General features: G+C 43.4%; 18 protein-coding genes and 2 pseudogenes. 9 read left to right on the top strand and 11 right to left on the bottom strand.

The features are described 5' to 3' along the window. Window positions 1–366 precede the first annotated feature (366 nt). The 8 genes and pseudogenes from P9687_RS00455 to P9687_RS00490 all read left to right on the top strand — a co-directional run bounded on the left by P9687_RS00455 (window position 367) and on the right by P9687_RS00490 (window position 8918). A complete protein-coding gene (locus tag P9687_RS00455; RefSeq protein ID WP_035188747.1) occupies window positions 367–1191 on the top strand; it encodes an STAS domain-containing protein in 825 nt (274 codons plus the stop codon). Between the two features lie 159 nt (window positions 1192–1350). After that, entirely contained in the window at window positions 1351–2139 is a 789-nt protein-coding gene (locus P9687_RS00460) for a transporter substrate-binding domain-containing protein (RefSeq protein WP_061086811.1), read from the top strand. A gap of 24 nt (window positions 2140–2163) precedes the next feature. After that, window positions 2164–2825: pseudogene (locus P9687_RS00465) on the top strand (amino acid ABC transporter permease). A 16-nt stretch (window positions 2826–2841) separates the two neighbouring features. Continuing rightward, on the top strand, window positions 2842–3579 hold the full coding sequence (locus P9687_RS00470; protein WP_035183123.1) for an amino acid ABC transporter ATP-binding protein: 738 nt from the start codon (window positions 2842–2844) through the stop codon (window positions 3577–3579). Between the two features lie 500 nt (window positions 3580–4079). Beyond that, the gene (locus P9687_RS00475; RefSeq protein WP_014096654.1) at window positions 4080–5279 is read left to right on the top strand and encodes a saccharopine dehydrogenase family protein; all 1200 of its coding nucleotides are present in this window, start codon (window positions 4080–4082) and stop codon (window positions 5277–5279) included. Next, window positions 5279–6406, top strand: coding sequence for a carboxynorspermidine decarboxylase (gene nspC, locus P9687_RS00480; RefSeq protein ID WP_014096653.1), 1128 nt, complete (start codon window positions 5279–5281; stop codon window positions 6404–6406). Before P9687_RS00475 ends, nspC begins: the two co-directional genes overlap by 1 nt. Window positions 6407–6681: 275 nt before the next feature. Continuing rightward, on the top strand, window positions 6682–7758 hold the full coding sequence (locus P9687_RS00485) for a DUF1611 domain-containing protein (RefSeq protein WP_061565307.1): 1077 nt from the start codon (window positions 6682–6684) through the stop codon (window positions 7756–7758). Beyond that, window positions 7758–8918, top strand: coding sequence for an alanine/ornithine racemase family PLP-dependent enzyme (locus P9687_RS00490; protein WP_328228689.1), 1161 nt, complete (start codon window positions 7758–7760; stop codon window positions 8916–8918). The genes P9687_RS00485 and P9687_RS00490 overlap by 1 nt, the downstream gene beginning before the upstream one ends. 36 nt (window positions 8919–8954) lie before the next feature. Here P9687_RS00490 and P9687_RS00495 read toward each other — a convergent pair whose 3' ends face one another. The 9 genes from P9687_RS00495 to P9687_RS00535 form a co-directional block, all read right to left on the bottom strand. Then, window positions 8955–9797 (bottom strand): cysteine ABC transporter substrate-binding protein, encoded by an 843-nt coding sequence (locus P9687_RS00495; RefSeq protein ID WP_061575436.1) that lies wholly within the window; start codon window positions 9795–9797, stop codon window positions 8955–8957. A 27-nt stretch (window positions 9798–9824) separates the two neighbouring features. After that, window positions 9825–10562 (bottom strand): amino acid ABC transporter ATP-binding protein, encoded by a 738-nt coding sequence (locus P9687_RS00500; RefSeq protein WP_328004840.1) that lies wholly within the window; start codon window positions 10560–10562, stop codon window positions 9825–9827. Beyond that, a complete protein-coding gene (locus P9687_RS00505) occupies window positions 10555–11244 on the bottom strand; it encodes an amino acid ABC transporter permease (RefSeq protein WP_035188723.1) in 690 nt (229 codons plus the stop codon). Before P9687_RS00505 ends, P9687_RS00500 begins: the two co-directional genes overlap by 8 nt. Further along, the gene (locus P9687_RS00510; RefSeq protein ID WP_013860860.1) at window positions 11225–11884 is read right to left on the bottom strand and encodes an amino acid ABC transporter permease; all 660 of its coding nucleotides are present in this window, start codon (window positions 11882–11884) and stop codon (window positions 11225–11227) included. Before P9687_RS00510 ends, P9687_RS00505 begins: the two co-directional genes overlap by 20 nt. Window positions 11885–12484: 600 nt before the next feature. Beyond that, on the bottom strand, window positions 12485–13987 hold the full coding sequence (locus P9687_RS00515) for a malate:quinone oxidoreductase (protein WP_110134279.1): 1503 nt from the start codon (window positions 13985–13987) through the stop codon (window positions 12485–12487). Window positions 13988–14232: 245 nt separating this feature from the next. After that, entirely contained in the window at window positions 14233–17481 is a 3249-nt protein-coding gene (locus P9687_RS00520) for a type I restriction endonuclease subunit R (RefSeq protein WP_328228688.1), read from the bottom strand. Window positions 17482–17521: 40 nt separating this feature from the next. Next, window positions 17522–18778 (bottom strand): restriction endonuclease subunit S, encoded by a 1257-nt coding sequence (locus P9687_RS00525; protein WP_026683524.1) that lies wholly within the window; start codon window positions 18776–18778, stop codon window positions 17522–17524. Next, a complete protein-coding gene (locus tag P9687_RS00530; RefSeq protein WP_026683523.1) occupies window positions 18768–20288 on the bottom strand; it encodes a class I SAM-dependent DNA methyltransferase in 1521 nt (506 codons plus the stop codon). Before P9687_RS00530 ends, P9687_RS00525 begins: the two co-directional genes overlap by 11 nt. 16 nt (window positions 20289–20304) lie before the next feature. Further along, window positions 20305–20898 carry a helix-turn-helix domain-containing protein gene (locus tag P9687_RS00535; RefSeq protein WP_017550648.1) on the bottom strand — a complete coding sequence of 198 codons (594 nt, stop codon included), beginning with the start codon at window positions 20896–20898 and terminating at the stop codon, window positions 20305–20307. Window positions 20899–21097: 199 nt separating this feature from the next. On the opposite strand from P9687_RS00535, the pseudogene P9687_RS00540 reads away from it, so the two are divergent. Next, window positions 21098–21592, top strand: a pseudogene (locus P9687_RS00540) (transposase); the annotation flags it as partial. Between the two features lie 537 nt (window positions 21593–22129). Here P9687_RS00540 and rlmH read toward each other — a convergent pair. Beyond that, a complete protein-coding gene (gene rlmH / locus P9687_RS00545) occupies window positions 22130–22609 on the bottom strand; it encodes a 23S rRNA (pseudouridine(1915)-N(3))-methyltransferase RlmH (RefSeq protein ID WP_035183097.1) in 480 nt (159 codons plus the stop codon). 298 nt (window positions 22610–22907) lie between these two features. After that, a complete protein-coding gene (locus P9687_RS00550) occupies window positions 22908–24170 on the bottom strand; it encodes a S1C family serine protease (protein ID WP_026683520.1) in 1263 nt (420 codons plus the stop codon). Window positions 24171–24211 lie beyond the last annotated feature (41 nt).

The raw sequence follows: 24211 nt of genomic DNA on the forward strand, positions 1-24211 counted from the left end.
TTAACAGACGAGGATTTCACCCATTTAAGTAAGCCAATACAAGTAAGGTTTACTTAATGGTTATATTATAGCAAAGGATGTGATGTAAAAAAAGGTTTTTTTGAAGTTATCCACAATTTTAAAAAAGAAATTTGCAAATTCGGCTCTTTTTGGCTTTGAAAGCAGAAAAAATAGATGGAAAAATTTTCTAAATGTGGATAAGTCATTTTATCATAAAACATCTAAAAATTGATGAATTTACTCTTCAGAGCTGCGAATCCAACATTTCTATTTCAATAAATAGAATTTTATTTTAAAATAGAAAGACAAGAAATGGCGAAAATGATCATGATTATCAATTAAATCTTACATCATGCGGGTGATAAAATGGAGCTAAGACAGGCATTGCATCATTTTTTCCTTGAAAAAACATGGCAATTGACGGAAGACTGGTACGCATCTCTCGACAAAAACAGCGTGCAGGGGGTTTATGCGTCCACCGACCCCGAAGTGGTTGCAAGACTGAAAGAGCAGAACCACGAGTTCCACGTCCAGTTTTGTGAAGTGTTTTTAAAAGATGAAGATACCTTTTTACACCATTTTGAAAAGTGGGTAATGAGCGTTGCACAAGATGAAGAGCATCTTGCCACACCGAACCACTTCATTTTGCGCGAGTTCTTCCACACGCAGGAACAGTATCTCGACCTGTTCGATTCATTTGTTGCAGCTCACGAAGGAGAGTATACATATGAGGAATTGAATTTTTGGCGCAGGGCGATCATCCGTACATTCGAACATGTCATGATCTGGTTTATGAAAGAAAACCACCACTATTCCTTAAAGCGGCTGGAGTCCCAGCAAGAAACGATTAAAGAGCTAAGTTCCCCTGTCATTATGGTCGGCAAAAATACCGCGCTGCTGCCGCTTGTCGGGGAAATTGATTCCAACCGTGCGAAAATCATTCTGGAAAAAACCCTTGAACAATGCGCAGAAAAAAGCGTTCTCCTTCTGTACATTGATTTATCCGGCGTGGTCGTCATCGATACGATGGTCGCCCAGCAAATTTTCCGGCTGATTGAGACGCTGCGGTTAATCGGGGTAAAATGCATTCTTTCGGGCATCCGTCCGGAAGTGGCGCAAACTGCCATTCAATTGGGCATTGATTTTAATGATGTAACGATCCACTCAAAACTGGAACTCATGCCGGAATGATGAAGGATCTATCAATCTACTACATAAAGGATGCAACAGGGTGTTGCATCCTTTTTGCTGTCTCCCTAAACCGCCCGCTTATGATTATTTTTATATGAACAAGGTAAAAAAACGATGAGCAAGTTAGCAAATCGGACAAACTTTGGGAAGGAGAAAGCCATGGGGCAGCATGTTAAAAAAGGGGCATTTCTATTCTTATCTGCAATGCTAGTCGTCCTTTTATCGGCATGTGCGAAAAAGGATGAACTGCCGGACGGGGCAAAACTGATCCATAAAGATACATTTACATTTGTGGCTTCCGGCGAATTCAAACCATTCAGCTATGTGAAAGACGATTTGACCATGACTGGATTTGATATTGAAGTAGGAAATGCGATTGCAAAAGAACTTGGGCTAAAGCCTGTTCAAAAACGGATGAAATTCAAAGGGCTTGTGGAAGGCATCAATACCGGCCGGGCAGATGCAGCGGTTGCGAGCCATACCGTGACCCCGCAGCGCAGCAAACATGTCATCTTTACAACCCCTTACTACTATTCCGGGCCGCAAATTTTTACAAGGCCGGACAGCGCGATAAAAACCGTTAAAGATCTTTCCGGCAAGGAAGTAGCCGCCGCAAAAGGATCCACCTATGCGGACATTGCTTCCAAATATACGAAAAATGTAAAAGTGTATGACAGTGACATCACTGCTCTGAAAGCACTTTCGGAAGGCCGCCACGATGCCGTCATTACCGACTTTGTGACGGGAAAGACCGCGATCAAAGAAGGGTACAAAATTACCGGCCGGCAGCTGATCGAGCGGAGCGAGCAGGCCATTGTCGTGGCAAAAGACAATCCGAAGCTTGCAAAAGATATTAACCGGGCGCTCGAAAAACTTAGAAAAGACGGGACGCTTGCACGGATCAGCAAAAAATACTTTGGCAAAGACATCACCAAAAAACCGAACTAGACCGGCAGAAAGGAATGTTGTACATTGCCTAGTTTTTCTCACTTTTTCCATGTGCTCGCCAGTACGAAGCACGTTTTCCTCGAAGCAATGGTTTTGACGCTTGAACTGACCATCGTTTCGATTTTAATCGGCGTTGCCATCGGGCTTCTGTTTGCCCTGTTAAAAATTTCCCGGATCAAAATATTCGGGCTGATTTCCGATCTTTATATTTACCTTATCCGTGGCACGCCGCTCATCGTGCAAATCTTTATTCTTTATTTCGGGCTCAGCGGGCTCTTTCTAATCCCTGACTTCTGGGCGGCTTCCCTTGCACTCGCGCTGCATAACGGCGCCTATATTGCCGAAATCTTGCGCGGCACGATCCATCGATCGACAAAGGGCAGATGGAAGCCGGCCGTTCCCTTGGTATGACAAAATCGCTTGCACTGCGCCGGATCATTTTGCCGCAGGCATTCCGGAGGGCGCTGCCGCCGCTCGGCAATCAATTCATCATTTGCTTAAAAGATTCATCGCTGGCCGCATTTATTTCCATGGACGAGCTGTTCAATATCGCAACGACCCTTGGCGCCAACAATTTTGACGAAATGACGTATTTATTGATCGTCGCAGTCTATTACTTAATCCTTGTCGCCCTGCTGACGTTTATTGTCAGCCGCGCGGAAAAATATTTAGCTGTCAGTGATTAAAGGAGGCTCCGTTCCTATGAAGGAAATGATTACGGTCGAAAACTTAAATAAATCGTTTGGCGATCTCCACGTTTTAAAAAATATTAATCTCGCAGTACACGAAAGCGATGTGATCTGCCTGATTGGCTCAAGCGGTTCAGGCAAAAGCACCCTGCTCCGCTGCCTCAATTTTTTGGAGAAAAAAGACAGCGGCACAATTAAAATTGAAGGGGAGGAAATCACACCAAAAACCCATAATATCAATGAAGTGCGGCAAAAGGTCGGCATGGTTTTCCAGCACTTCAACCTGTTTCCGCATAAAACCGTCTTGGAAAACGTGATCGAAGCGCCGGTGATGGTAAAAAAAATCCCCAAAAAACAGGCGGTGGAAGAAGCCCGTGCCCTGCTCGATAAAGTTGGCATTTCCGACAAAGCGGATGTGTATCCGGGCAAACTTTCCGGCGGGCAGAAACAGCGGGTCGCCATTGCGCGTTCGCTCGCTATGCACCCTGATATCATGCTGTTTGACGAGCCGACTTCCGCCCTTGATCCGGAGCTTGTCGGCGAAGTGCTGGCCACGATGAAAGAACTGGCGGAAGAAGGCATGACCATGGTGATCGTCACACATGAAATGGGTTTTGCCCGCGAAGTCGCAGACCGGATTGTTTATATGAATGAAGGCAGGATTATTGAAAAAGGCACCCCTGAACAAATTTTTGAAAACCCGCAGGAGGAAAGGACAAAAGAATTTTTGAAAACGACCGTATTGAAATGATGAAGGTTTTAACCAAGGCGTCATGAAAAATTTTCTTCTTGCTATTTTAAGTTCGTGCTGATACGATAGAAGAGCATGATTTGGAAAGCATATATAGAGCATCAGGAGTCTTTCCAAGCAGATAATTTTGGCCAGTGGAGTAAAGGCATCGGTGTGCCGGGCCAAATGCCGAATCGGCAACTTTTGGTTGCCTTATTGATTGAGTGGGAAACTCAAATTTTATAAGTTGGTTACTTTACAACCGGTGCTTGTGCACATCAACTTGTGAAACGATCAATAAGAGTGGTAAAAGTAATTATTTGCTATATAGACTCTGATCCTATAGGAATATAAAGCTTTCTTCCATATTGTCCACGGACTTTTATGGCAGGCGTATATCCGTTTTTTTGCAGATATGCATGCTTTTTTAGGATGATGATTTCAAGCAAGTGTTGTGCGCACGTATGCGGATTGCACTTGCTTTTTATTATGCAAAAATTCTTTTTGAAGGAGACAGAAGAATGGGAAAAGCGTTGATTATCGGGGCCGGCGGCGTAGCATCGGTCGCTGCGCATAAATGTGTCCAAAACAGCGAAGTCTTTGAAGAAATCTGCATCGCAAGCCGTACGAAATCAAAATGCGATGCGTTAAAAGCAAAGCTTGACGGCGGCAAAACGAAAGTGACGACTGCACAGGTCGATGCCAATCATGTCGATGAACTGGTTGCTTTAATTGAAAAAGTGAAACCGGATGTCGTCATGAACCTGGCGCTGCCTTACCAGGATTTAACCATCATGGAAGCCTGCCTTCAAACAAAAACAAACTATCTCGACACCGCGAACTATGAGCCGAAAGACACGGCAAAATTTGAATACAAATGGCAATGGGCGTACCGCGAACGTTTTGAAGAAGCCGGCATTACCGCCCTTCTCGGCAGCGGCTTTGACCCGGGCGTAACAGGCGTATTTTCCGCTTATGCCCTGAAACACCATTTTGATGAAATCAATTATATTGATATTTTGGACTGCAATGCCGGCGACCATGGCTATCCGTTCGCAACAAACTTCAACCCGGAAATCAACATCCGTGAAGTTTCCGCCAATGGCAGCTACTGGGAAAACGGCAAATGGGTCGAAACAAAGCCGATGGAGATCAAACGCGTATATGATTTTCCTGAAATCGGCGAACGCGATATGTACTTATTGCACCATGAAGAGCTGGAGTCGCTTGCTGTAAACATCCCTGGCATTAAACGGATCCGTTTCTTCATGACGTTTGGCGAAAGTTACCTGACCCATTTGAAATGCCTGGAAAACGTCGGCATGACTTCGATTGAGCCGATTGAATTTGAAGGCAAGCAAATCGTGCCGCTGCAGTTTTTGAAAGCTGTGCTGCCGGACCCGGCTTCCCTCGGCCCGCGCACAAAAGGGAAAACGAATATCGGCTGCATTTTTCACGGCAAAAAAGACGGCAAGGACAAAACCTATTACCTTTACAATGTGTGCGATCATGAAGCCTGCTATAAAGAAGTCGGCTCGCAGGCGGTATCGTACACAACCGGCGTGCCGGCAATGATCGGCGCGATGATGCTGATCCAGGGTAAATGGGACAGAAAAGGCGTTTATAATGTGGAAGAATTTGATCCCGATCCGTTCATGGAAGCCCTGAACAAATGGGGCCTGCCGTGGAAAGAAAGCTTTAATCCGGAGCTTGTCGACTGATGAGATTTGAAGAACTGCCGACGCCTTGCTATGTGATTGATGAACAAAAGCTCGAAGACAATTTGAAAGTTTTAAACGGCGTGATGAAACGGACCGGATGTAAAATTGTTTTAGCGCAAAAAGCTTTTTCGATGTTTGCTTTGTACCCGCTCATCGGCAAATACTTGAGCGGGACAACAGCAAGCGGCTTGTATGAAGCACGCCTCGGGCATGAGGAAATGGGAAAAGAAAACCATATTTTTTCCGCCGCTTACCGTGAAGGTGAAATCGATGAGATCGTCTCGATTTGCGACCATATTATTTTTAATTCATTTTCACAGCTTGAGAAATTCAAAGGCCGTGTGCTTGCAGGCGGAAAAAAGGTGGGCCTGCGCATCAATCCGGAATGCTCGACACAGACCGGGCATGCGATTTATGACCCTTGTTCGCCAGGCTCGCGCTTCGGTGTGACGCAGGCACAGTTCCGCCCTGCGCTTCTGGACGGCGTCACCGGCCTCCATTTCCACACGCTCTGCCAGCAAAATGCGGACGATCTGGAGACAACGTTGGATGCCGTCGAAGAAAAGTTCGGGGAATGGCTGCCGCAAATGGAATGGATCAATTTCGGCGGCGGCCACCATATTACGAGGGAAGACTATGACATTCCGCTCCTCGAAAAATGCATCAAGCGGATGCAGGACAAATACGGTTTGGAAGTCTACCTTGAGCCGGGCGAAGCTGTTGCTTTAAATGCCGGCTATCTTGTCACAACAGTGCTTGACACGGTGAAAAACGGCATGGACATCGCGATCCTCGATACCTCCGCTTCGTGCCATATGCCGGATGTGCTGGAAATGCCGTACCGCCCGCCGCTCATCGGGGCTGGGGAGCCGGGCGAAAAACCGTATACGTACCGGCTTGGCGGCCAGACATGCCTCGCCGGCGATACGATCGGCGATTATTCCTTCGATAAGCCGCTTAAAGAAGGCGACCGCCTTGTATTTGACGATATGGCCATCTACACCATGGTGAAAAACACCACCTTTAATGGCATGCCGCTTCCGGCCATCGCGATCCAATACAAAAACGGCGATTGCACAATTGTCCGTGAGTTCGGTTATCACGACTTTAAAATGAGACTCGGGTGAATGCCGAATGCCCGCCGTTCCAAATGCAAGGGGCTTTTCCAAATGCCGGATTGGCAGCGGAATTGCCCCTTTTTTTGCTGTCCTGGTTGCATGCTTCCTGCTTCCCTTTTTACTCCGTCATTGTTATAATAATATTTGGAAGCTTCCAATAACCTCAGGTTTTCCGGCATGCCCATACGTAAACGCGGACAGCTAACTTCTTTAGTATTTTACTATTTGAAGCCATTAGGTGTTCTTTTTGTGTTGCCTGAATTTCAATAAATGGAGGGATGGCAATGAAAAAGCGGGCAATTGTATATTGCGAAAACCAATTTGGCACAACAGATGGCAAAACAGCAAACGGACTCATCCGTGAACCCGGGAATTACACCATTACGGCTGTCATTGACAGCAGCAAACACGGGCAGGATGCCGGCATGCTCCTCGACAACAAATGGAGCGGCATTCCGGTTTGCAAAGACCTGGAAGACGCACTCATCCACTCCGGCCCGAAAACGGATGACTTCATTTTCGGCATCGCGCCGGCGAACGCCTTTTTAAAACCGGAAGAAAGAAAAGTCATTCTGCAGGCAATGGAAGCCGGATTGAACATCATCAACCCGCTCCAGGAATTTTTAACAGAAGATGAAGAAATGGCGGCCCACGCACAGGCTTGCGGTGTCACGATCCGCGATATCCGCAAACCGCGGCCGAAAAAAGAATGGACTTTGTTTACCGGAGAAATTTTGAAAATGAACACCCCTGTCGTTGCCGTGCTCGGAACAGACGGGGCCTGCGGAAAACGGACAACTGCCAAATGCATTGAAAAGGCATTCATGGAAAAAGGCTACCGCCCGGCATTTATCGCAACCGGGCAGACAGGCTTGATCCAGGGCGCCAAGTACGGGTTTGCGATGGATGCTTTCCCACTCCAATATTTAATCGGTGAACTGGAGCGCGAAATTTTGCGGGCCAATAAAGAAGAACATCCGGATATGATCATCGTGGAAGGCCAGGGCGCGCTCAGCCATCCGGCATATGCAAGCTCAACCGGCATTTTAAAAGGGGCAAGGCCGCAAGCAGTCATTTTACAACACGCCCCGAAACGAAAATATTTATCCGATTTTCCATTTGCCGAAGTGCCGAAAGTGGAAGATGAAATCAGCCTGATTGAACATTTCGGAAAGACAAAAGTCATCGGCATTACGCTCAACCACGATGGGATGTCAGAGCGCGAACTGGAAGAAACCATCCGCCGCTATGAAGAAACTTACCATCTTCCGGTTACGGATGTGTTAAAAACCGGCACAGACAAAATTATAAACGCCTTGCTCGATTTCTTCCCTTCCCTGAAAAAGGCAGTGGTTTCCTGATGGCCGTTCTTCCACGGGTGGAAATCAATCTGGAGAAGATCCGGCACAATGCCAAAACGTTAAAACAATTATTTGGGAGGAAAGGAATCAGCATTACAGGCGTTGTGAAAGGCGTTACAGCCGATTTAAACATTGCCGGCGCCCTGGTGGAGGCAGGCATCACAAGCCTCGCAGACTCGAAGATTGCAAATATCGAAAAAATGAGAAAAGCGGGGATCAAAGCAGATTTGATTTTGCTTCGTTCCCCCGGGATCAGCGAAGTAGAAAAAACGGTCCGGTATGCGGATATCAGCATGAACACGGAGCTGGATACGATCCGTGCATTATCCGCTGAAACGGTGCGGCAACAGAAAACCCATAAAATCATCCTGATGGTGGAAATGGGAGATTTGAGGGAAGGCATATTATTAAAAGATGCCCCTGCGATGATCAGAGAAATATTCACCTGCCCCGGGATTGAACTGGCCGGAATCGGGACGAACTTTGCCTGCTTTGGAGGCGTGCTCCCGACCGAACAGAAGATGCAGACGTTTTCCCGGTTTGTCCAAGCTATGCAGGAGCTGTTTTCCCTCAAACTTCCTTATGTTTCCGGCGGCAACTCCGCCAATTACAACTGGGCCGTGAAAACAAAAGATGCCGAGGCCGTAAACAATGTACGGCTCGGCGAGTCCATTTTGCTGGGCCGCGAAACATCAGGCGGGCATATCATTCCGTCATTATATCAGGATGCCTTTTGCTTTGTTGCCGAAGTCATCGAATCAAAAATCAAACCTTCCGTGCCATATGGGACAATTGGCAAAAATGCATTTGGGGAACAAGTCACCTTTATCGACAGGGGCAACAGACGGCGGACCATTATCAGTGCGGGCCGGCATGATGTGCTTGTTTCAGGCCTTACCCCTGTCCGGCCGTTCCATATCATTGGCTCAAGCAGCGACCATATCATTTTGGATACAAAGGATGCGGTTCTCGTGCCGGGCGATGAAGTAAGCTTTTATATGAACTACGGCGCGATGCTGAGAGCCATGACGTCCCCGTATGTTTATAAAACGTATGTCCATGGTGCGGCCACAACCGAGCCTTACAAACAACAGTTTCTGCTTTCGCGCGGAACAAAGCAAAGCCGACCCGCGGAAACCGAAAAAAGCCCCGCCAATTAAAGAAAAGCAGGCTGCAAAAACGGCAGCCTGCCTTTTTTACTTCGTTATAATGATGTCTTCCGCACGGATATCACTGCCAAAATATGGCGCCAGATTTTTGTTGTAATCACTTTTGAAAAAGCCATTGTTGTTTAACTTCGTAATTTCTTTGTTCATCCAATTGAGGAGCGATTGATTCCCTTTTTTCACAGCAGGGGCAATATATTGGTTCGGCCCGAGCGTTTTAATGCCAACCGTATAATCCGGATGGTTTTTCACCCAGGCATACAGGTAGGAATTGTCGTCCGCCAGTGCAACGGCCCGTCCGTTTTTAAGCGCATTGAACTGTTCTGTTTTGGAATCGTACTTTTGCAATTTCACATCTTTTTGTTTGCTTGTAAAATAGTTTTCCGCAGTGGTGCCCTTGTTGACGATCAAAGACTTGCCTTTTAATTGGCTGACACTTGTGACCGGCTTTTTCTTCGGTGAAACAACACCGATGGAAACTTTCATGTACGGCTTGGCAAAATCAACAACTTGCTTCCGTTCCGGTGTGACTGTAAAATTCGCCAGAACCAGATCCACTTTATTTGATTTCAATGCATCCACACGGCTGTTGGCATTCACTTGCACGAATTTCACTTTTACGCCAAGATCTTTGGCAACTTGTTTGGCGAGCGCAACATCATATCCCTGGCGTTGCCCGTTTTTATCGACCCATCCGTATGGCGGAAGATCGCCGAATACGGCAATTTTGATCGTGCCGTTTTTCTTAATGGCTGAAACACTGGACGGATTGCTGCTTGAAGAATTGCCGGAACTTTTGCCGCAGCCTGCAAGCGCCAGCGACAAAATCAGTAAAAATGCTGAAACCAAACCAAACAAACGATGCTTTTTCATGGTCTAACCCTCCAAAATATTTTTCTTTTAAAAATCCATGCTTTCCAGAAAATTTTTCGCCCGCTCTGTCTGCGGCTTTGTGAAAAATTGGCGCCCCGGGGTTTCTTCGAGAATCTTCCCGTCTTCCAAAAACAAGATTTTATCCCCGATTTGCCGGGCAAAATTCATTTCATGCGTGACAACAATCATCGTCATTTTTTCTCTTGCCAACCGCAGGATGATCTCGAGCACGCCGCGCACCATTTCCGGGTCAAGCGAGGCGGTCACTTCATCAAACAGCATCAGCTTCGGGTTCAGCTCAAGCGCGCGGACAATCGCCACCCGCTGTTTCTGCCCGCCGGAAAGCTGGCGCGGATAGGCATTGGCATACTGCTCCATGCCGACTTCCTTTAACAGGCTCATGGCCTGGCGCGCTGCTTCGTCTCTTTTCCGTTTCTGGACTTTCACTGCACCGAGCAGGATGTTCTCCAACACCGTCATATTCGGAAATAAATCATAGCTCTGGAAAACCATTCCGATCTGCTGCCTGAGCCTGCGCCAGTTTTTCGGCGACGGCCGTACGGTTTCCCCATTAAACATAATGGTGCCACCCTGGAAGGCTTCGAGACCGTTTAAGCAGCGGATCAATGTACTTTTTCCCGATCCGGACGGCCCAAGGAGAACAACTACACTGCCTTCCTCCACTTCGAAAGAGATATCCTCCAGCACCCGTTTTTCGCCGTACGACTTTTTTAAATGTTCGACTTTCAGTAAAGGTTCAGCCATTAGCCCCTGCTTTGCCCCTCCTTTCTAACCGCCTTGCCAGCCGGGAAAGCGGATAGCATAAAATGAAATACAGGATAAATATAAAACCGTATATCCAAAACGCGCCATCCTGATAGCGGTGGCTATTCGCTTCGATGATTTGCTGGCCGACATTGATGACATCCACGACGCTGATCAATAGCAAAAGGGAAGTCGTCTTAATTATTCTGGTCATCAGGTTAATGGCCGCCGGAATCATTAAGTGGACCGATTGCGGCAGCAGCACGTACCGGTAAAGCTGAACCGTGCTTAAACCGACCGCTTTTCCGGATTCCACCTGATGCCTTGGGACAGAAATCAGCGCACCACGGACAATATCGCTCATTTCGGCAGCCATCCACAGGCTGAAGACAATCGTCCCGACCGTATCCGCCTTATAGTTGATGTTAAAGCTTTGCGGCAGAATATAGTAAAACAAAAATAACAGGACAATCGTCGGCACGATGCGGAAAAACTCCAAATACAGCCTGAGTAAAAGGCGGAGCAACGGATTGTGCAATGTCCTTAAAACCCCCAGCACGATGCCGAGGATACCGCCGAAAACGATGGACAGAAAAGCAATTTTTGCCGATACGTATAATCCACCCAGTAAACGTAAAAAGTTGGCTCCTTCAAAAAAGATATTAATTCCCAAATGTCCCATAACGCACCTTCTTCTCCAGCCATGTCAGCAAGATGGACAATGGAATTAAAATGATGGCATAAGCCACAACGAGCATAAACAGATACTCATTCGTGTTGTAATACATCCCGATCAAGTCAAGTGCCGTGTTGGTCAGTTCCGGAATCGCCAACACGGTAAAGATAGAGGTTTCCTTGATTAAAAAAATGACATTTGCGGCGAATGCCGGGACACTGAGCATCAATCCCTGCGGAAAGATGACGTAGCGTGCCAGCTGGAACCTGCTCAGACCGATCGCAAGCCCGGACTCAATCTGCGTTTTCGAAACGCCTGCAAGCCCTCCGGAAAACCCTTCTGCCATATAACTGCCGCCAAGAAAAATAATCCCGATAATCCCGCAAACCTCGGCAGAAAATTTGATCCCGACTTGCGGAAGCCCGTAAAAAAGGAAAAATAACTGGATCAATAAAGGCGTATTGCGGGACAGTTCCACATAGGCCGATACAAGCTTCCGTAAAACCGGCACCTTAAAATACTGGATAAAACTGCATATCAAGCCAAGAACACCAGCCCCGATAATGCCGAAAAAGGAAAGCCGCAAAGTGAGCCAGAATCCTTTTTCAAACATGGGCAAGCTGTTTTGCACAACGGTCCAGTCCATCTCACCCCTCCTTTTTTGAAAAATTCTCTTCAATCCAGGCGGGCTTGCACCAGCCGCCCGATATGTATACGTTGCTGTCCCGATTCAGGACCCAGTGCATTTCAAAGGCCGGACGACAAAAAGCCGTTTCCTAAGAAAACGACTGCCCTTTTTCAGGTATTGCTGCGGTTTTCTTATCTTGATAGACGATCATGAACTGTAGCTATATAAAATGAACTTAAGTTTTTCGCGGCAAAATCCATGACGATCAGAATAGACATGGCATGAAAAAGGAATAGAGTTCAACTTATATATTAGGATGCCGGTTTCCAAAGAGAGCCCTTCTGCCGCCCGGGATAAGAAATATTCAGCATTTTAGCAACATCTTTATTTTACTGAACGCCGGGGCGAAAATCAATATATTCCTATCGACTTGATAGGGTTTTCTTTGGATGGCACCCAAAAAAGAAAACAGCATGCCGAAATTGTCCCTTCGCTTGCACCTGTGCTGTTTTCCGGCTGCCTGCAACAGGAGTGCTGATTGAGCCTGCGTTACAGCCAAAAAAAAGGCCTTCAATCCGCTTTAGGATCAAAGACCTTTCATTTTAGCGCTCAAGCGTGTTACCGGTAGGCCGGTTCTTTTTCCGTCAGGCCGAGCGTCTCTGCCGTTTCAGCGTGAATTTGATGCAGCAGTTCCGGATTTTCCGCGAGCCGCACGCCATAAGATGGGATCATTTCTTTTATTTTTGGTGCCCATGCATTTTTCCGGTCCGGGAAGCATTTTTCAATGACTTCGAGCATAACATGGACAGCAGTAGAAGCACCCGGCGAAGCGCCGAGCAATGCTGCGACTGAACCGTCAGCAGCCGTTACCACCTCCGTGCCGAACTGAAGCGTGCCTTTTCCGCCTGCTTCCGTATCTTTAATTACTTGGACCCGCTGCCCGGCTACGACAACATCCCAGTCTTCCAATCTCGCATCCGGAATGAATTCCTGCAGCGTCTCCAGCCGTTTTTCGTCTGACAAGAGAAGCTGCCCGATCAAGTATTTCACAAGCGGCACATTTTTTGCTCCGGACGCAAGCATGGTCACGACATTATTTGGCTTCACAGAACCAATCAGGTCTAAATTTGACCCTGTTTTTAAAAACTTCGGCGAGAAGCCGGCAAACGGGCCGAACAGCAAACATTTTTTATGGTCAATATATCTTGTGTCCAAATGCGGCACAGACATCGGCGGCGCACCGACTTTCGCTTTCCCGTACACTTTTGCATGGTGGCGGTTGATGACTTCAGGATTGTTGCACACCATAAATAACCCGCTTACCGGAAACCCTCCAATATGTTTGGACTCCGGAATGCCGGTTTTTTGAAGCAACGGCAGGCTTCCGCCACCGGCCCCGATAAAAATGAATTTCGCCGTATGGTATTCGATTCTGTTGTGCTCAATATCATGCACTTTCACTTCCCAGTTTCCTTCCGGGGTGCGTTGAATATCTTGAACAGCATGCTTGTAGTTTATTTCGACATCTTGGCGTTCCAAATGGTCAAACAGTATGCGGGTCAAGGCGCCGAAGTTCACGTCCGTCCCTGCATCGCTTTTCGTTGCTGCAATCGGTTCGTTAGACGTCCGGCCTTCCATCACAAGCGGAATCCATTCCTTTAATTGTTCAGGGTCGTCGGAAAACGTCATTCCTTCAAAAAGCGGATGGGCTGACAGCGCTTTAAATCGTTTTTTAAGAAAAGCAACGTTCGCCTCCCCTTCTACGAGGCTCATATGCGGGATTGGCCGGATAAAGTCCTGTGGATTGTGGATCAGCCCCTTGCTAACCAGGTAGGACCAGAACTGCCTTGAAAGCTGGAATTGTTCATTTACATTTACAGCTTTTGTAATGTCTATTGAGCCGTCCGGTTTTTCAGGCGTATAATTCAGCTCACATAATGCCGAATGCCCGGTCCCCGCATTGTTCCATTCATTTGAACTTTCTTCCCCCGGTTTTTCCAGCTTCTCGTATACGGTGATTTCCCAATCCAGGGCTAGTTCTTTCAGCATGGTGCCCAGCGTTGCACTCATAATACCGGCACCGATTAAGATGACGTCTGTTTTTCCCTGTTTGATGCTCATGATTACCTTCTCCTTATCCCTGTATTTATTCCTATTATTCCGGAAACAATGCCTCTTTTACAGAATGAGGTAGTCCCCGGGAAAACGCTTTACAAGTCTTAATATCATAATATCATATTTTATGATAATTCTTTAGAATAATGATACACAATTTGACAATGTAAATTTCAGGAAATCCTTTTATCTGCTGAATGATTCATCCTTCACTCCTATAATTTTTCTAGAAATGACTGACACTGATGCACTTAAACTTCATATTCACTTTTAGACTCCGCAGCCTGCAGCGTATTCCAATCTCTTACTTCCGTATTTTCTGCCATCAACTCTGCTTGACGCATAACTGTGTCTAAAGCTTTTTTCGCTTGTTCTGGTGGGTAATCGTATTTCTTCAATAGTCGCTTAATGATTCTCCTCATTCCTGCACGGGCGCTTTTTCGAACATGCCAGTCAATGGTCATGTTCCGTCTTATTGCTTGCGTTAGTTCATTGGCGATTTTGCGTAAGACTTCATCTTCCATTAATTCTTTGACTATAGATTCCGATGTTAATGCATCGTAAAAGGCGATTTCATCTTCATTTAATCCTAGATCTTTTTCTTCTTCTCGTTCTTTTTTCATGTCCTTCGCCATTTGTATTAATTCTTCCATGACTTCGGCATTCGTAATGAACTGGTTTTTATATTTGTTTAGCGATTGTTTTAGTTTTTCCGAGTATTTTTGGGATTTGACAAGGTTGCGTCTTTCCATTGTTTTGATGTTGCCTTCAAGTAATTTTTTTAGCATTTCAACCGCTAAATTTTTATATTCATATGAACGTACTTCTTCGAGAAATTCTTCTGACAATATGGAAACATCCGGATGTTTTAATCCCATCACTTCAAAGACATCCACTACTTCTTCTGAAATAATGGACCGTTCGAGTAATTGGTTAACGCGTGCCTCGATTTCTTTTTTCGTCTTTCGCTTCGGTTGTTTTTCTTGAAGTTTATTAAGGCTAGCCTTTACCGCTTTAAAATAACTAACTTCAAGGGCTGCTGCTTTTCCTTCATCTGTCGCTGCACAAAGTGAATGCGCCTTTGCTAGCTCAGTTGCAGTCTTTTTGAATTCTTTTTGTTCTTTTTCACTCTTTCCAAAAATGACATTCATTCCGCCGGTGATTGCACGAATACGACCCGCTTGGGATGAACCCATATAAGCAGAGTAATCAAACCCATGCATCATATCTTGCAGGATTTCAAGTTTCTCTTTCATCACAGCAATTGCAGCCGATGTATCGATACCTGTTGTTTTCTTATCACTTTCGGTATATTGATTTAAAGCTTTCTTTAAGCTTTCTAATATTCCAATATAATCGACAACCACACCGCCTGATTTATCTTTAAATACACGGTTTACCCGTGCGATTGCCTGCATGAGATTATGACCCTTCATCGGTTTATCGATGTACATCGTATGCATGGAAGGTACGTCAAATCCAGTCAGCCACATATCTCGTACAATGACGATTTTTAGTTCATCATTATTATCTTTCATTCTTTTTGCTAATAAATCACGGCGTTTCTTTCCGCCAATATGTGGCTGTAAGAAATCATCATCTCCAGCACTACCTGTCATGACGACTTTAATTTTTCCTTTGTCATCATCATCAGAATGCCAATCTGGACGTAATTTGACAATTTCGTTATAAAGTGCGACACAAATACGGCGACTCATACAGACGATCATTGCTTTTCCGTCAATTGCTTTTGCCTTTTCTTCGTAATGATTGACTATATCTTTTGCCAATTGTTTTATGCGGTTAGGTGAACCAACGATGGCTTCGAGCCTTGACCATTTGGACTTGTATTTTTCACGTACTGATTCTTCCTGATCTTCGGTAATCTCTTCAAATTCTTCATCGATCTTCGCTAATTCTTCTTCATTAGCTTCCAAGCGGATAATACGGTTTTCATAATAAATTTTAACCGTTGTTTTGTCTTCAACTGCTCGCGTCATATCATAAATGTCAATATAATTACCGAAAACAGCGGGCGTTGACTTATCTTCCAGCTCAATCGGTGTTCCTGTAAAACCGATAAAGGAAGCATTCGGAAGTGCATCACGAAGATATTTTGCATATCCATATTTCACTTCGCCTGTTTTCGTATTTGTCTTTGCAGAAAAACCATATTGACTGCGATGAGCTTCATCCGCAATAACAATCACATTTTTACGATCGGTTAAAACCGGCATTTCGCCATCTTCCGGTTTGAACTTTTGAATCGTTGTAAAAATAATACCGCCTGATTCCCGGTCATTTAGAAGATCATATAATCCGTTTATCTCTTTGGATTTTTCGTTGGCTTGTTGTTTTTTCTGTTCCTCACTCAATTTGCGGACATCTGCTTGTTTCGGTGTTTGTCTTAAAATATCCTTTGATTTAGAAAATGTCGAAAATAACTGGTCATCTAGATCGTTGCGGTCAGTAATTACTACAATAGTTGGATTATTTAGCTGCTTGACAAGCTGTGCTGTATAAAAAACCATCGAAAAACTTTTACCCGAACCTTGTGTATGCCATATAACACCGATTTTACGGTCTCCATTCTCACTGGTCGCTATTTTTGTCTTTTCCACCGCTTTTTTTACCGCAAAATATTGGTGATAGGCAGCGAGAATTTTGGCAATCGTTTTTCTTTCACCGATTTTCTTCCCATTTTCATCTCGTTCTTCTTCTTTGGATTCCTGAAAGAGAATAAAGTTTTCAATAATATCAATAAGCCGGTCTTTTGCCAGCATCCCTCTTAACAACACTTCATATTGCGGCACTTCAAGTGGCTCAATGTTTTCTCCATCCACCGTCCGCCAATTCATAAAACGTTCTTGACTTGCGGTAATCGTTCCCGCTTTCGCATTAATTCCATCGGATAAAATACAAAACGCATTATAATAAAATAAAGATGGAATATCACGTTTATACGTTTGAATTTGTGCATAGGCATTATCGATACTCACATTTTCATCAGATGCTGATTTTAATTCGATAACGACGAATGGGATGCCATTTATAAAAATAACTAAATCCGGGCGGCGTTCTTCTTTTTCAACGACCGTAAACTGATTCACTACCAAAAAATCATTATTAGCTGGTTCTTCAAAATCAATCAAGAATGCCTTCATCGAACGGCTAAGACCATCTTGATGAAACGACACATCAATGCCTTCAGTGATTAATTTGTGAAAATGACGGTTGTTTTCTTCTAAGCTTGGACTATTAAAAGCTATAATTTGCCGAAATGCTTCTTCTATTGCTTCCTGTGGCAAATGGCGATTATGTTTAAACAAAGCATCTTTTACACGGTCTTCTAAAATTACGGTACGATAATCTTTGCGTTCCGGTCTTTCTCCGTCACAACTAATGTCCGGACCAAAGACATAGTCATAGCCAAGTTCCTGAAGAATCTCAATCGCTGCATCTTCCAGCTTATCTTCCGTAAAATTTTCTAAAAAACTCATCCACCTCTCCCCTTTCGAAACGGGATATGACTTTTATTCTTTAATTTTGTTCTGATAACACTTCTTCATCCAACGGGACACGGATTTCTCCGGACATTAATTTAGGTAGAAGATTGTCACGTATAGAAGTTAGTACTTTATTTTGATCACTGTTATTTCTAATAATTGAAAATTGATAATCCAAAATACCAGAAAACTGTTTTATTAAATCCATATCTTCTGGTATTACAACAGATAGATTTTTTAGATTTTTTTGGTTTATTTTTAATTGAACTGCTCCCGTTACTGCAGAACTAACATTTGTATTTTTTAATAACATGTAAACAAATTCCTCTGAATAATCATTTTTACCTTTAATGACGTGAGCATGATTATTAACCCAAAATTTCCCCCACACATATTGAAGTATTGGATAACCTAATTCATCAATTACTGTACCATCTTCTCCAAGCAAAACATAGACACCATCAAATATATAATCATCAACATAATCCATTAGAGATGAAGCTCCGTAATAAGGATATATCTTTTCTCTTTTGTCTCTCTCATTTTTAGATAATGGTATTCTCTTTGAATTGTAAAGTGTAATTAATTCACTTAATTTAGATACTTCCCACCCCTTCGGTATCATCCCCAACTCACTCTCAACCATTTCGCCGCCACTTGATTTATATGGCTCGCCATTTTCATTCGGAAATTCAAAATCTACAAACCAATGTTTAAACAATGCTTGAGCCATTTCTTCCAACTTTTCGTTGATTTGATTGTTCGTTTCAATTTTTTCGTCTAAGGTTGAAAGGATGTTGGCTATGGCTTTTTGTTCTTTTATTTCACGCATAGGTACTTTAACCTTTTTTATATTATAAATAGGCAACTTCGGTTGTGTTGATCCTACTATACCTTTATAAATCTCATGCTGTCCTATTTCAGAAGATAAATAATAATATAGATAATCTTCGTCAATGTTTTTAAAATTTATTAGTTTAACACAGTTTTCCGTCAAGTTTGCACCATCTAAAGATTCACTAATCTTAGATACTAAACCTATTGTACCAACTATTGATAAGATAATATCATTTTTTGATACAGTATATTTTTTTATAGCATTAAAAACATCTTCAGTTACATATTCGAAGTCGGGGGTTATTCTTAAATTTTTTTGTCCATGCATATCTTTAACACGTATATAGGGATGGTTTGTTTTTTCCTTCGATAATTTAGTTCCTTTTGGTAATCTTTTTCCTCCCTTAATTTCTACCAGATTACCTAATTCTTCTAAAATTATTTCAGATTTCATACCCAATCCCCCCTAGATTTTTTCTAATCTCTTCTTCCAATCGGTGGGATTTTTCAAATAGTTCTCTTAATTCACTGGTGAGGGTTTCCATTTTTTCTTCAAATGGTATACCATCATCCTCGACATCACTTATTCCAACATAGCGTCCGGGAGTTAATACATAGTCATTTTGACGGACATCTTCTAAAGTCGCTGATTTACAGAATCCCTTGATGTCTTCATATTTCCCATCTGGTTTACGCCAGTTTCGGTATGTTCCTGCAATTTTTTGAATATCTTCTTCCGTTAATTCACGAAGGCGGCGGTCAACCATTTGACCCATGTTTCGGGCATCGATAAATAGAATTTCATGTTCACGACTTCGGTATTTTGGATGATTTTTTTTATTACGGTTTAAAATCCATAAGCTCACTGGTATTCCTGTTGAATAGAATAATTTGTCAGGCAAAGCAACAATGGCATCGACTAAATCCGCTTCAAGTATGTTTTTACGGATTTCCCCTTCATTCGATGTATTGGAACTTAACGAACCATTTGCTAATACAATACCAGCTGCGCCATTTGGTGAAAGGTGATAAATCATATGCTGTAACCATGCATAATTGGCATTGCTCGCTGGCGGTGTGCCGAATTTCCAACGAACATCATCCACTAATTCATTTCCGCCCCAGTCACTCACATTGAATGGAGGATTGGCAAGGATGAAATCTGCTTTCAACGTTTTATGTAAATCATTGTGGAATGTATCCGCATGATGTTCGCCGATATTCCCCTCAATTCCACGGATAGCAAGATTCATTTTACAAAGCTTCCAAGTCGTTGAATTGAGTTCCTGACCATAAATAGAGAGATTATCAATTTTTCCTTGATGGCGTTCAACAAACTTTTCACTTTGAACAAACATGCCGCCACTACCACAACAAGGGTCATAAATCCGCCCTTCATAAGGTTCAATCATTTCAACCAATGTTTTAACAACACTTTGTGGCGTATAGAACTCGCCACCGCCTTTTCCTTCTGCACTGGCAAACTTACCTAAGAAATATTCATAAACTCGACCAAGTAAGTCTTTTTCTTGTTTGCTGTGCAATTTAATGGTTGAAATGAGGTCTATCAGTTCTCCTAATCGGCGTTTATCAATCTCAGGGCGGGCATAACGTTTATCTAACACACCTCTGAGTGACGGGTTTTCTTTTTCAATTTCAATCATCGCTTCATCAATATATTGACCGATTTTCGGGTCTTTCGCACGGTCTTTAATGAAGCTCCAACGTGACTGTTTCGGTACCCAGAAAATATTCTCTGCTGTATATTCATCGCGGTCTTCTTCAAAACCTTCTCCTTCTTCAACTAACTCGTTATACTTCATTTCAAACTTATCAGAAATGTATTTTAAGAAAATCAATCCTAAGACTACGTGTTTATATTCGGATGCATCCATGCTTCCACGTAATTTGTCAGCAGATTTCCAAAGTGTTTCTTCGAATCCAATCTTTGCTGTTTCCATCATGAAGTCTCCTTTAATTCTAGTAATTAAAATCATCTAATACTTCGAATAATTCGCTTTCAAATTCATCTTGTTCTGGGCCTGTTGACACCCAATCTGGTAACACTTCTAAATAATGCGCTAAAGCTTCTATTGTTTTATGGAAAACCGGTTCATGCTGTGCCTTATCTAAAAGTTCAAGAACCAATTTAAATGTGTCGAGATAAGGTTGATGTTCAGCACGATTAAGCATGTTCCGAAATTTTTCGATTAGTTTGGCTTTTTCAATATCGTGTTCTATTTGATTCAATTCCTCTTTGTCATAAACTGGCACTTCAACAAGATCATTTTCTTCCCCAATGAGGAACTGTTCTTCATATTTCGTGATAATAGGCTGTAAATCCCGTTTTAATTTTTCTTTTTGAATCTCCAGTTTATCCAAATCAGTTAATTCTTTCGAAAAGTATTTAGCGTCTATGCCAAAAATTTGTTCCAACGTAGGTAAATGTTTTTTGGAGATCTTTTGCTTTCTTTTAATCCAAAGATTAATATTTTGCTTTTTAATTCCAAGCTTTTCGGCCAGTTCAATTTGCTGCATACCATAAAGTTCAAGGATGTATTCTAAACCTATCAATTGATCACCTGCCAAAATATTGTCTGGGTCAATATAGTTATATTGTAATAGGTAAATAGCTTCCAGTCAATCAAACATTTACTATTATAGGTTGAGTCCGTAAAATTGTGTAAAAAGGAAATATAAAAAGAGCCACGTTGCTTTCCCTTTGATAGAATGAACATTGACCAAAACAAAAACAAAAAGGAGGTAAGCAACTATGGCTCAATACAATATATTACTATAAGCGATGAAATTCTGCATGGGTTCCTGTCGCAAGATCAACGACTGGCCAAACTATTGGAACAGGTCTTGAATCAAATCCTTGAAGCTCAGTTAACGGATCAACTTGGCGCCGGCCGTTATGAGCGCACAGAGGAGTGAAAAGGCTATCGAAAGGGTCTTATCCCCGCCAATTGACGACTCGGGTGGGACGGTTGACCTTGCGCGTGCCGCAGACAAGGGATGGGGAATTTTCCACCGAACTCTTTCAACGCGATCAACGGGCGAACAAGCTCTGGTACTTGCCCTCATGGAAATGGTCGTAAACGGAGTGTCTACCCGCAAGATCGCCCAAATCACAGAAGAATTGTGCGGGACTTCGTTTTCCAAGTCCACGGTCTCCTCGTTGTGCAAAGGACTGGATCCGATGATCCAAAATTGGAATCAACGTTTCCTTCATGAACACGTGTATCCGTTTGTATTGGTCGATGCAAATTCAAGTTCTGCTAGTTCTCTAAACAAACTGAATAAAGAACTAGAACAAATTGAAAACCGCTTGTTGGAAATCCAGCAATTGCAAGACAAATATATGGAAGCTTTTGAAAAGAATACACTCCCGATAGATATCCTACAAGAAAGATTACAAAAGGTTTCCAATGAAAAAAGAGAATTAGAACAGAAGAAAAATGAGATTACATTACATTTGAGTTCTTCTGACTCAAAAGTTATTCAACCGGAACTCATTGAATTGTTACTTGAAAAGTTTCTATTCGTTTATAAGCAGACATCAAGAGAAAATCAAAAACAATTACTTCAGTTATTGATCGATAAAATTACAATTAAACAAACAGGAAAATCAAGAACCATTAAAAACATTGAACTTGAATTCGATTTTACAGAAGTCAACATATCTAAAACCTTTATACTTATCCACATGTTGTATCGTAAAGCGGATAATGAAACTGATTATCCACAGCCAATACCCGCTTCCGACAATAAAATTCCACCTTATCTTCAACAATTTTTACCTCTATTTATGATACGGTTCCCCCCTAATAATCCGAAATGCGCGGTAAATTTGTTCGACTAAGATGAGCCGCATGAGCTGGTGGGGGAAGGTCATTTTTGAAAAAGAGAGGCTTTCGTTGCCGCGCTGCAGAACCGCTTGGCTTAAGCCGAGACTGCCGCCGATCACAAAGGCTATTTTGCTTTTGCCGTATGTCGCAAGGCGGTCGAGTGAATCGGCCAGTTCCTCTGACGACTTCATTTTCCCATCGATCGCCAGGGTGATGACATAGGTGTCCGGGCTGATTTTTGCAAGAATCCGCTCGCCTTCCTTCTGCTTTACCAGCTCCATTTCCGCTGCACTCAGCATTTCGGACGCTTTTTCATCCGCTACTTCGATGATTTCAACTTTTGCATAAGCGGAAAGACGTTTTAAATATTCCTGAATGCCTTGTTTCAAATATTTTTCTTTTAATTTTCCCACTGTAACGATAGAGATATTCACAACTTACACCCACCTTACCCACAAGCTACTGACAAGGGTTATCCACATATCCACAGAAACTATCCACATTTTGTGTGGGAATAACCGTTCCATACAAGATATATTTCACCATTTTTCGCTATTCACAGCCTGTTTATAACCTTTTTTTCGAGCAATTTCCACAAATATCCGCCCGTACAGGAACCTTTTCCAACAAAATGTTCATTCTGGATGCTATCCGCAGCACGCTTTGACCTGTTGATAACTGAATGCCGCAAAAAAAGGAAGGAAAAGCTTTCCGCCTTTCCTCCGCAGTTTGTTAATTGCTTCCCGAAGCGGTCCCGAGTGTTAATGTGAATGTTTTCGGCTGGCCGTTCCGGTATACCGACACTTTCACCTTATCGCCGGGCTGTTTATGCTCATACAGATATTTCCTTAATTCCACGGTGTTGTTAATTTTTTGATCGTCCAGTTTGTAAATGACGTCAAATTCTTTCAAACCGGCTTTACCGGCAGGGGACCCGTTTTCAATAGAGCCAATCACAACGCCGGTCGTCACATTGGTAGGCAATTTTAACGTTTCCTGCTGCTGGTAAGCCGAGATATCCGAGACGTTTACAATCCCGACACCCATTGCCGGGCGGGTAATTTTCCCTTTTGTTTCCAACTGGTGAATGACCGGTTTTGCTGAATTAATTGGAATCGAAAATCCGATGCCTTCAACCGACTCATTTGAAATTTTCATGGAGTTGATCCCGACAACCTGGCCGGAAATATTGATTAAAGCACCACCGCTGTTGCCAGGGTTGATCGCAGCATCGGTTTGAATAACTTCTTCCTGCCAATCTTCCGTTCCATCTTCGTCGATATCCACCGGAACAGTCCGATTCAACCCGGAAACAATCCCTTCTGTAACAGATCCGGCAAATTCTTCACCAAGCGGGTTACCGATCGCAATGACAGATTCTCCAAGTTTTAATGCATCCGAATCACCGAATTGGGCAACCGTTGTCACATTGCTGCCGTCTATTTGTAGAACGGCCAGATCCGTATATTTATCGCCGCCGACAAGTTTGGCAGAAAGCTTTTTCCCGTTCGATAAGGTCACCTCCAGCGCATTTGCCCCTTCAATCACATGGTAATTGGTGACGACATAAGCTTTATCACCGGCTTTTTTGTAAATAATCCCGGAACCGGATCCGGCTTCCTGAGAAGAAGAGGAAGAAGATTTTGAGTCCTGCCCAAACATATCATCAGACCAAATACTTTGTTTTTGAATGTTTGAGACGCCGACAACCGCTTTCTCCGTCTTTTCCACTGCTTTTGTAATATCGGTTGTCACCTTTAACGAGACGGTTTTCGTTGTTTTTGCCGTTGACGTGCTGGTATTTGCCACAGAATTTGAATCTACCGCAGAAGAGTCTGAGTTCGTTTTTCCAAAAATATTTGGAAAAAGAAGGGCTACCACAAGCGCCCCCACAATCACGCCAATCAGCCCGGAAAGAAAATAACCAAATTTTCCGCCGCTCCGCCTGTTTTCTTTTCCACGCCGTTGGCCGTCCTGATCATCATAATATCCCATTGCGCACCACCCTTTCTGTACTGATGAGGAAAATAGAAGTT

Source organism: Weizmannia sp. CD-2023, assembly GCF_036225245.1.
GTDB lineage: Bacteria > Bacillota > Bacilli > Bacillales > Bacillaceae_C > Weizmannia > Weizmannia faecalis.

Bases quoted from the DNA above. Each gene is read 5' to 3' on its own strand.
- P9687_RS00455 (WP_035188747.1), top strand. From the start codon at position 367: ATGGAGCTAAGACAGGCATTGCATCATTTTTTCCTTGAAAAAACATGG.
- P9687_RS00460 (WP_061086811.1), top strand. From the start codon at position 1,351: ATGGGGCAGCATGTTAAAAAAGGGGCATTTCTATTCTTATCTGCAATG.
- P9687_RS00470 (WP_035183123.1), top strand. From the start codon at position 2,842: ATGAAGGAAATGATTACGGTCGAAAACTTAAATAAATCGTTTGGCGAT.
- P9687_RS00475 (WP_014096654.1), top strand. From the start codon at position 4,080: ATGGGAAAAGCGTTGATTATCGGGGCCGGCGGCGTAGCATCGGTCGCT.
- nspC (WP_014096653.1), top strand. From the start codon at position 5,279: ATGAGATTTGAAGAACTGCCGACGCCTTGCTATGTGATTGATGAACAA.
- P9687_RS00485 (WP_061565307.1), top strand. From the start codon at position 6,682: ATGAAAAAGCGGGCAATTGTATATTGCGAAAACCAATTTGGCACAACA.
- P9687_RS00490 (WP_328228689.1), top strand. From the start codon at position 7,758: ATGGCCGTTCTTCCACGGGTGGAAATCAATCTGGAGAAGATCCGGCAC.
- P9687_RS00495 (WP_061575436.1), bottom strand. From the start codon at position 9,797: ATGAAAAAGCATCGTTTGTTTGGTTTGGTTTCAGCATTTTTACTGATT.
- P9687_RS00500 (WP_328004840.1), bottom strand. From the start codon at position 10,562: ATGGCTGAACCTTTACTGAAAGTCGAACATTTAAAAAAGTCGTACGGC.
- P9687_RS00505 (WP_035188723.1), bottom strand. From the start codon at position 11,244: ATGGGACATTTGGGAATTAATATCTTTTTTGAAGGAGCCAACTTTTTA.
- P9687_RS00510 (WP_013860860.1), bottom strand. From the start codon at position 11,884: ATGGACTGGACCGTTGTGCAAAACAGCTTGCCCATGTTTGAAAAAGGA.
- P9687_RS00515 (WP_110134279.1), bottom strand. From the start codon at position 13,987: ATGAGCATCAAACAGGGAAAAACAGACGTCATCTTAATCGGTGCCGGT.
- P9687_RS00520 (WP_328228688.1), bottom strand. From the start codon at position 17,481: ATGAGTTTTTTAGAAAATTTTACGGAAGATAAGCTGGAAGATGCAGCG.
- P9687_RS00525 (WP_026683524.1), bottom strand. From the start codon at position 18,778: ATGAAATCTGAAATAATTTTAGAAGAATTAGGTAATCTGGTAGAAATT.
- P9687_RS00530 (WP_026683523.1), bottom strand. From the start codon at position 20,288: ATGATGGAAACAGCAAAGATTGGATTCGAAGAAACACTTTGGAAATCT.
- P9687_RS00550 (WP_026683520.1), bottom strand. From the start codon at position 24,170: ATGGGATATTATGATGATCAGGACGGCCAACGGCGTGGAAAAGAAAAC.